The sequence below is a fragment of the Syntrophomonas curvata genome (assembly GCF_052976825.1).
The window spans coordinates 582,181-596,642 of the sequence record NZ_CM129641.1; the positions used below are offsets into that span (position 1 = coordinate 582,181).

Consider the following 14,462-nt stretch of genomic DNA (forward strand, 5'->3'; position numbering starts at 1 on the left):
ACAAGTATGGAGAGGCCAAGAACTAAAAATGAAAATATTAATGATCATCAACATTCAAAATTGGAGAAATTGATACTCCTGGCCAGGAACATGGGAGTTGATTTGTCATATGAAGCCGATCTGATCCAACAGAAAATAGATGAATACCAAACCCCGACTGTCTGGCAGAGGGTATTGATGAATCGAGATATTTTGCGACCCAGAGCAGAGGATTACATAAAAGCTATCTGCGAAGAATGGATAGAATTGCATGGTGACCGGTGTTTCGGTGATGATTCCGCCGTGATAGGCGGTATTGGAAAGTTCAACGCCATGCCTATCACTATCCTGGGTTATAGAAAGGGGAAGAGTACCGAGGATAACATCAAAAACAATTTTGGTATGTCTCACCCGGAGGGGTTCCGGAAAATTAACAGGCTGTTATTGCAGGCGGCGAAATTCCACCGGCCGGTGTTGACATTGATCGATACCCCGGGAGCTCATTCAGGGAGAGCGGCGGAAGAAAGAGGCCAGGCCTGGGCCATATCTCAGGTAATTAGCACTATGTGTACGTTGAAAGTGCCAGTCATATCCTTGTTTACCGGAGAAGGGGGCAGTGGAGGAGCACTTGCACTGGCTATCTCAGACCGTTTGCTGATGTTGTCCAATGCTATGTTTTCTATAGCATCTCCAGAGGTATGTGCATCTATACTTTTGAAGGATGTTGGCCGAGCTGAAGAGGTGGTTTCAGCCATGAAGATAACCAGCGCTGATCTTTATGACCTGGGGCTGGTATCAGAGGTAATTGATGAACCTATTGGTGGAGCCAACCGTGATTTTGACCTGACAGTATTAAGAGTCAGGAAATCACTTCAGAAACACTATGATGAATTATTAAGCCGGGATATAGAAGATCTGATGGAAGAACGTTATGCAAAGCTGAGACGAATCGGAGTTTATATTGAAAGCTGACTTTTCAGTATTAAAAATATTTATTCGCAAACGCATTTTACAACAAGTGTGCATCTTACCGAATACACTGAAACCTCTCAATAAGAAAAAAATAACATATAAACAATATATTTACAAAAAACGGTATATGGTTTAATATAATTAACATCTCCTCGAATATTAGAAAAACGACAATTCGAAAAAGACTTCCGGACGATTCTGTAGCGGAGGCGCGCAGAATAGCAGGAAATCGATATATTCTTCACTTAATTGGAACATTTTCGTGTTTCAATGGGAACCTTATTGCACTTTCGCAACCAGCCAATTATAGACCCAGGAGAAAACAGCTTGAAAAATATTATTATAACAAATAATGATTAAGGGGTGTATTTTTATGAAAAAAACAGTCTTTATGTTTCCAGGACTTGGTTCCCAATACTATCATATGGGCAAAGAATTGTATGAAAACATCAATTCGTTCAATGCATGGATGAATAAGCTGGATGAAATCGCTGAAGAGATAAACGGATATTCCATAATAAGTGAGGTATATAACGCAGAAAGGGACATGTTCGATCTTTTTGACCAATTGTTATACACAAGCCCTGCGATCTTTATGGCCGAATATACTATGGCGCAAGTTTTGATCGATTATGGAATAACTCCTGATTATGTTTTGGGAACCAGTGTGGGTGAAATGGCATCTGCTGCAGTTGCAGGTATCATAAGCCCAGAAGATGCATTGGAAACGATAATAACCAATGCAAAGTATATCGAATCCACATGTGAGAGGGGGGCTATGATAGCTGTATTAGAAGATGCCTCCTTTTTTGAAAACACCCCCGTGCTTTACAATAACTCGGAACTGGCTGCTTTGAATTTTGACACTCATATCGTTGTCGCCTGTAGAAAAGACAAATCAAAAGTCATTGCAGACTTCCTGGATGACATGTCCGTCATATACCAGGAGCTACCGGTAACTTACGGTTTCCATTCTTCCCTGATAGACCCGGCAGATCCGGTGAACCGGAACTATACTGCAGGTATATCACGCAAGGCTTCCGCTGTACCGCTGATATCCTGCATAGATGGCGAAATTAGAACGCGGTTGCCAGATAGATTCTTTTGGGATATATGCAGGGAGCCCATACGATTTTCCGAGACCATTGAAAAAACCGAAATCAAAAATAATAATCAACTGGTTTATGTGGATCTGGGACCAGGAGGGACTCTGGCCAATTTCGCCAAACGTAACTTGCAGCCGTATTCAAAATCTGAAGTATATCCGATAATGACGATGTTCAATTATGATTTGAAAAACTTTAATAAAGTTCTTGATTCCTTCCGACGTGAAATAATAAAAGAGAGAGCGTTTGGTTTCTAAGAATCAAGTAGCGGGCCGGTTAAGGACGACTAGAGACAGGGAAAAGGAACCTGATGTCTACTGCAAAGATTGTATGCGAAACAGGTGATTATTTTGAATTGGTACGTATTAAGGACGATTGCTGGACAAGAAGAAAAATCGCTATTGTTGCTGCAAAATTACTTTAAAGATATCCAGTTTATCCTGCCTAAACGCAGGTTAAGCTGGCGTAAAAATGGTGTTCTCCTTGAAGTTATCAAACCGTTGTTCATTGGATATCTATTTGTATCTGCCAATGATAAACGAGTTTTAGAATTGGACCATTGGATGCGGAACTATAATGTCGATATCTGGTTTGTAAAGATGGATAAATCAATTATTCCCCTTGTCAGGGAAGAGCAGCATTTGATCAAACGTTTAATGTCAAATGGAGACATTATTGAAAAGAGTGAGCTTATAAAAGCAGGGGATAAAGTCAAAATAATAAGCGGTCCGCTGGTTGGATTGGAAGGGATCGTTGAGAAGCACCCCAACAGAAATAGAAGGATAACCATAAAAGTTATCATCAATGGAGAAGAAAAGCGAGTGGAGTTGGAAGGAGTATTTTTGGAAACTCAATATAATCGATATGGCTTGCAGTCAGGCGGTAATGGTTGAGAATCTTTGCTTGTTCAGACATCCACGTAGATTATGAAGAAAACCTGCGTTTTTTTAACAGCGTATCAAAGAGTGACTTCCAAAAGGATATTCTTATTCTAGCAGGAGACGTAACGGATAATATCACACTGTTGCAAAAGGTTTTGGAGCATTTACGGGAATGTTTTTTCCAATTGTTATATGTTCCGGGAAACCATGATCTATGGGTGCGTTACGACACCGGGTTAAATTCATTGATGAAGTGGCAGCGGATTCGGACCATAGCCGAAAACATTGGTATTATTGTGGAGCCGTTTAATTATGATTCACTTTTGATAGTTCCCCTTTTAGGATGGTACGATTATTCCTTTGGTTTGCCTTCCAGTAGAATGCTGGATATATGGATGGATTATTATGCCTGCAAGTGGCCCGAGGGATTCAATGAAAGCAGTATAACCAGCTATTTCACGGATAAAAATGAACCACATATTGGCCTCAATAATGATTTCGTCATTTCTTTTTCACATTTTGTCCCGCGAATCGACCTACTGCCTGTGAATATGCCTCATTATAAACAATACCTGTATCCAGTGCTGGGCAGCTCCTTGATTGAGAGGCAGATCCGCCAATTGGGCTCCGATATTCATATTTATGGACATAGTCATATCAATGACCGGTTCCGTAAGGACGGCACAGTCTATATCAACAATGCCTTTGGATACCCCTATGAAGCCCACATTGCATCCAAAGAATTGGAGTGCATTTTAGAAATATGAAATTATAGTAATTGAATTATAGAGAAGGAAAGAATATATGTCGGTTAATCGGTCGAATTACTTTGAAAACTACAGGAATCTTACCATGCAGGAAATATATAGCGGCAGGTTACAGGTGAAGGGCCCTGAAGAGACCTTCAAAGCCGGTATATGTATCTGCCATTTTCCTGCTCAAGTACCAGATTATATGGAAGTACTGCAGCACCTGCATCCGTTGGAACTCAATTATTATGAAACGCTGGTAGCTGAAAAAAGAAAGAAAAGCTATTTGTTGGGGCGGTATTCGGCAAAGCAGGCGGTGTTTTCCTTTGTCGGGATACACAACCCCCAAAACATATTTATAAAACCCGGCTGCTTTACTCAGCCCATCTTCATAAATAATCATTATAAAAATGTACAGGTCAGCATCAGCCACTGTGACGACATTGGAGCCGCCGTTGCCTTCCCTGAAGAACTGCTAATGGGCATCGATATAGAAAGGGTCGATACCAATAAGGTCGATGCAATGGAAAGCCAAATGACCGCAAACGAAATAGATTTGGTCAAGTCGTTTCCCGATCCTTACATAACTATGCTCACTCTATTATGGACCGCTAAAGAAGCATTATCCAAGGTCTTGAAAACCGGTCTTATGACTCCATTTCATGTTTTTGAAATAGATATGCTTCAGAAAAAGCACAACAGTATCGCGCTCACTTTCCAAAACTTTGGTCAATACCAGGGGATATCATTTAATTTGGGCAATTATATCAACACCATTGTTTATCCCAAGAATACCGAAATGGATTTGGATATCCAATATTTGAAGAAAAAATTCATGTATCTGCTTTGATTATTTTGCTCAAAAGCCTCCTGCCGGCACTTAGCAATAGATTATTCCATAGTATATGAATTTAATAGCACTCTGGCCGGCGAACAGCCTTTTATGCTGTTCATCGGTCGGTGACCCTTACGGCTCAGGTTACGCTGATATCCAGCGCAGAACCTGATTATTATTTTTCGGACCGGTACAAGAGTAAAAATAAGGAGGAAGTAAGGAATGATCGCATATGTTTTTCCCGGTCAGGGGTCCCAGGTAAAAGGTATGGGGCAAGATCTGTTCGATAAGTATCCGGATATAATCGGAAAAGCTGACAAGATACTGGGTTACTCCCTCGAAGAGTTGTGTCTGATCGATCCCAAAAGACAGTTGGGGCAGACACAATTCACTCAGCCCGCCTTATACACTATCAACGTACTCACTTATCTGGAGGCAATAAAAATAGTGGGCAGGAAACCGGATTATGTAGCGGGGCATAGTCTGGGGGAATACAGTGCGCTATTTGCTGCCGGCGTTTTTGATTTTGAAACAGGCTTAAGGCTTGTAAAAAAGAGAGGAGAATTGATGGGCCAGGCAACCGGCGGAGGTATGGCTGCCGTCATCGGATTGAATGAGTCAATAGTTGAAGAAATCTTAAGGAAGAGTGGTTTTGCCAATGTAAAAATCGCCAATTATAACAGTCCGAAGCAGTTCGTGATATCAGGCCGTATTGCAGACATTGATGGTATTGCCGACTTTTTTGATATTCCGGATGCAATGTTCATTCCCCTAAATGTGAGTGGTGCATTCCATTCCCAGTATATGACCCAGGCTAAGCAAACCTTTGCCGCATATCTGGACCAATTTAAATTTGCAGAAATAGCAATACCGGTCATATCAAATGTATCCGCACGACCCTACAAAAGGAAGATTATAAAGCAGGTTCTGGCGGACCAAATGACCAACCCGGTAAATTGGACGGAAAGTATTAGGTATTTAATGAGACTTGGGGTAGCTGAGTATGTAGAGATCGGGCCTGGAAATGTGCTTACTAAGCTGATCCAGCAGATACGTCAGCAAACAGAACCCCTGGTGATCAAAGAGGATGAAAGCAGCAATGGGCATAAAACGGGCGTAGGCCCCGTACCAATCAAAAGGGATTCGAAACCACCCGACTCGGGATTGCGGGGAGTAAAAGGAAAAGATATCGGGGAGCAGTGCTTCAGGCGGCAGGATAACGAAAAACAGGAAATGATGCGGGAAGAGCGATCGCGTCAACAGCATGGCTCCAAACCGGATACTATCCGGAGGATCACAGCTACCTATTTGGGTGATGATGGTTTTAAGCGGGATTATAATCTCAAGTATGCGTATCTGACTGGCGGAATGTACAGGGGAATAGCATCGAAAGAAATGGTAGCCAGAATGGGGAAAGCAGGAATGATGGGATTCTTCGGCACAGGTGGGCTGGATATCCATGAAATAGAGGCTGCCATTATATATATACAAAAGGAACTGACGGATAGGCAACCCTATGGTATAAATTTTCTTCATAATCCTACCAAACCAAAAGCTGAAGAGCAAGTGATAGATCTTTTAATAAAATGCGGGGTAAGGAATATTGAGGCAGCGGCATTTATGAATATCACTTATGCATTAATCAAATATCGTGCGCAAGGCATCAGGCGTAATCCTGACGGTACAGTTTCAACGGATAACCATATAATTGCTAAGATATCGCGGCCTGAAGTTGCAGAATCTTTCCTAAGTCCAGCGCCTAAAAGCCTTACTGAAAAAATGGTAATGGAGAACAAGATTACCAGGGAGCAAGCTGATTTGCTCATGGAAATACCAATGGCTGACGATCTGTGTGCGGAAGCTGATTCCGGGGGGCCCACTGATGCAGGGGTAGCATATGCTATGATGCCGACCATGATAAAACTAAGGGACGAAATAGTAAAAGAGTATAAATATCCAAAAAAGATAAGAATCGGAGCAGCTGGTGGGATTGGTACTCCTGAAGCGGCTGCAGCAGCTTTTATTCTGGGAGCCGACTTTATATTAACCGGTTCTATCAATCAATGTACTGTAGAAGCGGGTACCAGTGATGCGGTAAAAGATTTACTGCAGCAGATAAATATCCAGGACACGGACTATGCGCCGTCGGGAGATATGTTTGAGATGGGGGCCAGAGCCCAGGTATTAAGGAGAGGGGTATTTTTCCCGGCAAGGGCAAATAAGTTATACGACCTTTACCGGCAATTCGATTCCTTAGACGATATAGATGAAAAGACCAAAAAAATGCTCCAGGAGAGATACTTTAAGAGGACCTTTGAGGAAATATTTGAAGAAGTCAAAACATATTGCTCGGTAGATGAAATCGAGAAACTGGAACGAAGTCCAAAACAAAAAATGGCAGTTGTTTTTAAATGGTATTTTAATCGAACTACCAATCTAGCATTGACAGGCAGTCCGGGGCAACAAGTCGATTACCAGATCCAATGTGGGCCTGCCCTGGGTGCGTTTAATCAATGGGTCAAGGGAACTGATCTGGAGGATTGGAGAAACCGGCACGTGGATGAAATCGGCAAAAAACTTATGGAAGAGACCGCCGAGATACTAAATCAACGTATCAAACAACTATATGTTTGTACAGCCAGCTAAATTATCCTGGCAGCAGATGAAACTGGGGATTATGAAGACACCGTTGCTTTGCTGAAATAGAGCAACTTGTCTTTATAACCCACTTCACTTTTTGGTTTAGTAGAGCCATTTATCTTTTTACAGGGGGGCAACTCATTTGACTGATCATAGTAAGAAAGCGGAAAGAGTAATGAAGCTGCAAAACGTTGCTATAAACAGCTACTTGAACGGTTATGCAGCTATCCCGGTGATTATTGCCTGTAAAGAGCACGGCTTATTTAAGGTTTTGGATTCAGCGAAACAAGTTCCTTTCACCGGACTGGTAAGAGAGCTGAATGCCAACAGCGGGGAGCTTCGGGTAGCGTTCCGTATACTGGAATACCTAAACTTCATATCTCGCGATAAAAATGACAAATACTCACTGCTTCCCGCATCTGATGTCCATAAGAAAATCCCCGGAGACATTATGAAGCTGATGTGTTTTCCAATGAATTACTTAAAAAGTAATAAGAAAAGCAATCTCAAGAAATGGATCGCCTTGTCGAAGCAGGGTTGGGATATAAACGATGTTGTTTTTGCCGGTTATTTGGATGGCATGTTGATTGTCCCCCTGTTCTTGGCTTTGCGGGACAACAATCTGATAAGCAGATCAGAAGAAAATCAAGGACAATCGCAATTTACATTAGACTCTGGCGTTAATCAAGAAATCTTAGATTATTTAGTCAGCCAAGGCTGGGGTGACCGGAGAGACGGCATTGCTTACTTAACTGATAGTGGTCGTTCGATATTAGAAGAATTGCATAGGGCTTCAGCAGCGAAGTACAGACCCATGCTAATTAATATCGCACAGGTCATATTTAATGGTGGTAAGCCCGCTTTTAAAAGAGATTTGTTCAACTGCGAACAGCATGCGGATAGTACCCTGGGCGTGACCGAGAGCGAATTTAAACAAGAAGAGTATTTATTTGAAATAGAAGAGATCGTGTTATCTATATTCAATCAGAAACCCTATTCCGAACAACCCGGATACATAGCGCAAATGGGGTGCGGCGACGGGAGGCTACTCAAAAAGATATATGAGATAGTAAAAACCAAGTCTTTACGGGGGCAGGTTCTTGATGAATATCCTGTCAAGCTTATTGGAATCGATATTAACGAAGGAATTCTGGAAAAAACGGCTCAAACCTTGCAGGATATAGACCACATTGTGTTGACGGGCAATGTCGGAGAACCGGAAAAAATGATAAATGACCTTCAGAATTCGGGGGTCACAGATGTAGAGAAGGTATTACATGTTCGTTCCCGGCAGGATCATAGACGCTGCTATAATCCACCATCGGGAACTACCGCGGCAGCCAATAGATCAAAACTGGATGACGGTGTCTATTTCGACAGCAAGGGGAACTGTATCCCCGCAGCCCTGGTTACCCAAAGCCTGGCCGAACATTTTAAACGATGGTCGTCGCTCCCGGGTGATCACGGTATTATCCTCCTTGAGGAACATTGCCTAGACCTGAAAACAGCCCGTGAGTTTAACGGTAAGACGGAGAATATGTTTTTTGATGCATGCCACGGATTTTCTCAGCAAATGCCGGTGGAAGCAGACAGGTTTTTAATGGCTGCAGCGTATGCAAACCTGTTCCCCAAACCGGGTTTCTTAAGAAAACATCCCCAGACGATGCCATTTACCCGGATTACCATCAATCATTTTGAACGAAGGGACTATCGGGTGCGATATGCGCAGGAAAAAGACCTTCCGGTCCTGGAGCAGTTGGAGATTCAGTGTTGGGAGCCGGCCCTGCGCTCATCTGTTTCAGCAATAAAAAAACGCTTGAAGCAGTATCCGAAAGGACAGTTGGTACTTGAATTTGAAGACCGGGTCGTCGGTGTTATATACACTCAGCGCATTGCCAGCCCGGAGGATATAAAAAAATCAACTATGCGCACGGTTGAAAGGCTTCACCGAACGGACGATGCCATTGTCCAATTGCTGGCCGTTAATGTTCTCCCTGAACTGCAGCACAGAAATCTAGGTGATGAGCTTTTGGAATATATGCTGCAGCTCTGTACTTTATCGCATGGAATAGAAAAGGTAGTAGCTGTTACCAGGTGTAGGGATTACCACAAACATACCGGTATCGATCTCCAGGAGTATATCGGTCATCGCAACGAACAAGGGCGGCTGGTCGACACCATTTTAAGATTCCATGAACTGCATGGAGCGCAGGTCAAAGAACTGGTTCCCGGCTACCGGTCTAGAGATACTGTCAACCGGGGATGCGGCGTTCTGATAGAATATGATCTCAATAACAGAATCCGCCAGGATATTATGTTCTATGATAATGCCAGCCGGAAAGCAATTACTGAGGACAATGAATTCATTAAGGATTATATAGTTAGAAGCATCAAATCCGTTCTGGGCCCGGACCGGGAAAAAGGCTTTGCTCTAGACCGGCCGATGATGGAGATGGGACTTGATTCACCGGATCTCCTGGAACTAAAAGAGCGGCTCACTTATAAGTATCGGATCAAACTAAGGGCAGATTTCTTCTTCAAATATAAAACACCGGAACGCGTTATCGCTTACTTACAGGAAAACCTTGAACAGGAAAAGGCTGAAAGTATTTCGAAGGGCAGGGAAGAAGATAACGCATATATACATAATGCGCTAAAGCAGGATATCGCTGTAATTGGCGTATCCTGCCGACTTCCGGGCAATGTTGCGAACAAAGAACAGCTGTGGGCGTTGTTGGAGGGCGGCAAAGACGCGATAGGCGACCTGCCCCAAGATAGGTGGGACTGGCCTGATTATATCGATCCCCAAAACCAACACAAGGGAATCGACCGGGGCGGTTTTCTGGACGATATCGCGGGCTTTGACGCTTCGTTTTTCCGTATCTCCCCTAAAGAAGCCGAATTAATGGATCCGCAGCAGCGGATCATGCTGGAACTATGTTGGGAATGTCTTGAAGACGCAGGATATTCGGCTAAAAGGGTATCGGGGAGTAAAACCGGGGTCTTTATTGGCGCCAGTGGATCTGATTATCAAATACTCCTGGATAAAAGCCTGGAAGAAATGGAGGCTTATTATAATATCGGGACCTCTATGGCGATGCTTCCTAACAGGATTTCATATTTTTATGGTTTTTACGGTCCAAGTTTGCAGATCGATACTGCTTGTTCCAGCTCACTGGTAGCTGTTCACGAAGCAGTTAAGTCGCTCAGGACTAGAGAATGTGTTCAGGCTTTGGTGGGCGGCATTAATATCATGTGTCATCCTTCAGCCAGCATTGCTTTTTACAAAGCCGGGATGCTCTCCAGAGACGGAAGATGCAAGACCTTTGATAAAGATGCCAATGGTTACGTCCGCAGTGAAGGTGCGGTAATGATCCTACTGAAACCTCTGCCTCAGGCTATCGCTGATAACGACACGGTTTATGCAGTTATTAAGGGCACAGCTATAAATCATGGAGGCCAGGCCAGCGGATTGACGGTACCGAACCCGTCAAAACAGGCAGCCTTATTGATCGAGGCGTACAAGACCGCTGGTATCGGGCCTGAAACATTAGGTTACATTGAGGCCCATGGAACCGGCACATCCCTGGGTGATCCTGTCGAGGCGAGTGGCCTGAAAGAGGCCTTTGACCAGCTATCCCCAACAAGCGTTACAGCCAGGGAACCTTACTGCGGCCTGGGTTCAATCAAGACCAATCTGGGCCATTTAGAGGCGGCCGCCGGCATTGCAGGACTATTGAAGGTAATCCTGTCTTTACAGAATCGAGTACTTCCGGCATCACTTAACTTTAATGAACTGAATCCGCATATATTTCTTGATGAGACCCCTTTTTATATCGTTGATAATACCCGACCATGGGAACTGCCTATCGGACAAAGATTAAGACGAGCAGGGGTGAGCAGCTTTGGCTCCGGAGGGGCTAATGCGCATGTCGTTCTGGAGGAAGCACCCCTTATTGCAAAAGATAGTTCAAGGGATTTACCTGCTTATTTGATATGCCTATCTGCCAAAACAGAGTCGGCCTTGCGCCAGAAAGAGATTGATTTTCTGGATTGGCTTAAAGAGGAAGGTCATCGGAACAGCCTTTCAGATATCAGTGCGTCTCTGCTTATGACCAGGGAACATTTCAAATTAAGAGCCGCGTATATCGTTCGTGATTTTAAGGAAATCCCAGTGAAATTCAATGAGGTATGGGAAAAGGGGACGGCAGAAAAGTATTTTGGAAACCGGAGCTATGATCACGGCGAGATAGAACCGCCGGTTTCCGGCGATCTGGGCCAAACGATCCTCAATGAGCTGAAAGCTAAGAAGAAGATGAGTAAGCGGGAGTATGCCAATAAATTGGCGGTTTTAGCCGAGCTTTATTCGAAAGGCTTAGACCTGGAATGGAGATATATATTCTCGGATAATCCAGTACAGTGCATTAAATTGCCTGTCTACCCTTTTTGCCGGAAACGATACTGGGTACCTGAAACCGTTGCCGGAACACAAAGTGCCAACAAAGCCGTTACGGATGATGTGATCCATCCCCTGTTGCGTAAGAATACCTCGGATTTGAGCGAACAGCGTTTTACTTCTGTATTTGCAGGTCAGGAGTTTTTCCTGACCGATCATGTGGTGAAGGGAGAAAAAATGTTGCCTGGCGTGGCATATCTGGAAATGGCTCGGGCTGCAGTGGAAGAGGTTGCCGGGGTTTTAAGAAAAGGGAATGAAATTATTGAGTTCCACGATGTGTTGTGGGCCAGGCCTATTATAGTCAAGGATGAGCCTGTAGAGGCGCATATCGGGTTGTATCCTGATGAAGACGGAAAAATTGCTTATAAGATCTACAGCTATTCAGCGGCTGACTACGGGAAGCCATTGCTGCATAGCGAAGGTACAGCATCACTGGTCGAGGTCTCCCGATTGCCTCGTTTGGATATAGCAGCTATAAGAGATAAGGGTTTATGGGATGTTGTACTACCGGAAAAGTGTTATGAAGCCTATCGTATGATGGGATTGGAGTATGGCCCGGGACATCGGGGTATCGAAGAGATCTATCTTAATGAAGATGAGATCCTGGCTAGGTTGCATTTGCCTCATATCATCTCTGACACACTAGAGGAATACGTTCTGCATCCCAGTTTGATGGATGCGGCGCTGCAAGCAGCGATAGCGTTAATCGTGGGATTCGGAGCTGACAGTGGGACTCCGAGCAAACCTCCGCTGCCTTTTATTCTCGAGAAGATGGAGATTCTGGGGAAATGTACACCCGGCATGTGGGTTTACCTGCAATACAGCCAAGGGATCAAAGACAAGGATAAAACCAGGAAAGTAGATATCGATTTATGTGATAGCCTGGGGAATATCTGTGTGCGAATGAAAGGCTTTTCCATGCGGGTGCTGGAAGGCGACATTCAAAGCGGTAATGCGGTAATACCGTCATACCCGGCATCTGGCGATTCACTGGTTGGAGAAATCAAGCTGGTCCCCGTTTGGGAGCTGATTTCGCCGGAGAAGGGTCCAGCCTTCCCCGCTGCCGCAGATAGGGTGATGCTCATCGGAGGAGATAAAAATCAAAGAAGTGCGATAGAGCGCTATTATCCCCGAATACGGATAGCAGGCATCCAGCCTTATTACACCATAGATTCTATAGCGACGGAACTCGAAACCTATGGCCCCATCAATCATATCATATGGATCGCTCCTTCTCCTGCTTCCGAGTTCATGGCAGATGACTCCTTGATCGAAGAACAAGATCATGGGGTGCTTTACTGTTTTAGATTAATCAAAGCCTTGCTGCAAATAGGCTACGGGAGCAAAGAATTGGGCTGGACCGTGATCACAGTACAGACTCAGTCTGTTGGAAAAAATGATCCGGTGGATCCTGTCCACGCAGGTCTATACGGGTTGGTTGGTTCTATGGCCAAAGAGTACCGGAACTGGTCGGTTCGGATGGTCGATCTGGAAGCTGCCCATGATTGGCCGCTTACCCAAATCTTTGGGCTTCCCGCCGATCCTCAGGGCAACGCCCTGATTTACCGCAGGCAGGAATGGTACCGGCAAAAACTGACCCCTGTGAAATATATGCCGACAAGTGAGCCGGTCTACAGGCAAGGCGGAGTATATGTGGTTATTGGCGGTGCAGGCGGTATAGGTGAAGTCTGGACCGAATATATGATCCGCAATTACTGCGCCCAAATCGTTTGGATCGGCCGCCGGAAAAAGGATAAGGTCATCCAGGCCAAACTTGACAGGCTTTCAGGTCTAGGGCCTGCTCCGGTCTATATTTCCACTGATGCCGCCGACCGGAAGTACCTGCAAAGAGCCTACGTCAAAATCAAGCAGATTTATCCTCGGATACACGGTGTGATTCACGCAGCAATTGTCCTATCGGACCAGAGCCTGGCCAATATGGAAGAAGAACGATTTAAGGCTGCACTGTCTGCCAAGGTGGATGTCAGCGTCAGAATGGCCCAGGTATTTTACAAGGAGCCGCTGGATTTTATGCTTTTCTTTTCCTCAATTCTTGCCTTTACCAGAGCCCCGGGCCAGAGCAATTATGCATCCGGCTGCACTTTTACAGATATTTTCGCCCACCACTTGAGAAGGCGATTGGCTTGTGCGGTGAAGGTGATCAACTGGGGCTACTGGGGCAGCGTTGGGATCGTAGCTTCAAAAGCATATCAGGAACGTATGAAACAGGCGGGAATAGGCTCCATTGAGCCGACGGAAGCCATGGAGGCCCTCGAGAGATTACTGGCGGGTCCAATCGATCAGATTATACATGTAAAAACGGCCAGGTCCCAAGCCATGATTGAAATCCACGACGAAGAACTGATAACTGTCTACTCGCCAAAGTATGAGTCTAGTATTGAAAAGGTCAAGAATACTATTCTGAGTGCAGCGAAGAATAAAAGAGTTCCTCACTTGGGCACTTTGCTTTCTCCAATAGAAGAGAGGTTGGCCTACAACGTGCAAAGGGCGTTGATAAACACTGTCTCTAATTTGCTTGCAGTTAGGGCCGAAGACATAGATGCATCAACTGACCTGAAAGAGTTCGGGTTGGATTCCTACAAATTAGTTGACTTTGCCGACAAGGTGAACGAAGAATTCGGTTTGGAGCTGACACCCGATATGGTTTCTAGTCATTACGATCTGAGTAGTCTTGCTGCATACCTGGCTTTGGAATATCAGAGCGTCTTCAAAGATATTTTCAATTAAAAACCGTAATATAATCCGTTTTTCAGGAAGGGGCTTTAAAGCTATTTATTTATCTGTAATTCAAAAACACGAAATTCTTTACGAGGTGGGTCGTTA

7 protein-coding genes are annotated in these 14,462 nt (G+C 44.4%); all 7 read left to right on the top strand.

Translation table 11 applies throughout. From position 1 onward, the window contains the following. Positions 1–6 precede the first annotated feature (6 nt). Positions 7–951 carry a carboxyltransferase subunit alpha gene (gene accA / locus ACU70B_RS02665; protein WP_447184816.1) on the top strand — a complete coding sequence of 315 codons (945 nt, stop codon included), beginning with the start codon at positions 7–9 and terminating at the stop codon, positions 949–951. Between the two features lie 373 nt (positions 952–1,324). Then, positions 1,325–2,314, top strand: coding sequence for an acyltransferase domain-containing protein (locus ACU70B_RS02670; RefSeq protein WP_447184817.1), 990 nt, complete (start codon positions 1,325–1,327; stop codon positions 2,312–2,314). 93 nt (positions 2,315–2,407) lie between these two features. Then, on the top strand, positions 2,408–2,950 hold the full coding sequence (locus ACU70B_RS02675) for a transcription termination/antitermination NusG family protein (RefSeq protein WP_447184818.1): 543 nt from the start codon (positions 2,408–2,410) through the stop codon (positions 2,948–2,950). Beyond that, positions 2,947–3,705 (top strand): metallophosphoesterase family protein, encoded by a 759-nt coding sequence (locus ACU70B_RS02680; RefSeq protein ID WP_447184819.1) that lies wholly within the window; start codon positions 2,947–2,949, stop codon positions 3,703–3,705. Before ACU70B_RS02675 ends, ACU70B_RS02680 begins: the two co-directional genes overlap by 4 nt. Before the next feature lie 37 nt (positions 3,706–3,742). After that, complete coding sequence (locus ACU70B_RS02685; protein ID WP_447184820.1) at positions 3,743–4,537, top strand: 4'-phosphopantetheinyl transferase family protein; 795 nt, start codon at positions 3,743–3,745, stop codon at positions 4,535–4,537. A gap of 207 nt (positions 4,538–4,744) precedes the next feature. Continuing rightward, positions 4,745–7,168 carry an ACP S-malonyltransferase gene (gene fabD / locus ACU70B_RS02690; protein ID WP_447184821.1) on the top strand — a complete coding sequence of 808 codons (2,424 nt, stop codon included), beginning with the start codon at positions 4,745–4,747 and terminating at the stop codon, positions 7,166–7,168. A gap of 136 nt (positions 7,169–7,304) precedes the next feature. Continuing rightward, entirely contained in the window at positions 7,305–14,366 is a 7,062-nt protein-coding gene (locus tag ACU70B_RS02695; RefSeq protein ID WP_447184822.1) for an SDR family NAD(P)-dependent oxidoreductase, read from the top strand. The last annotated feature ends 96 nt before the right edge of the window (positions 14,367–14,462 follow it).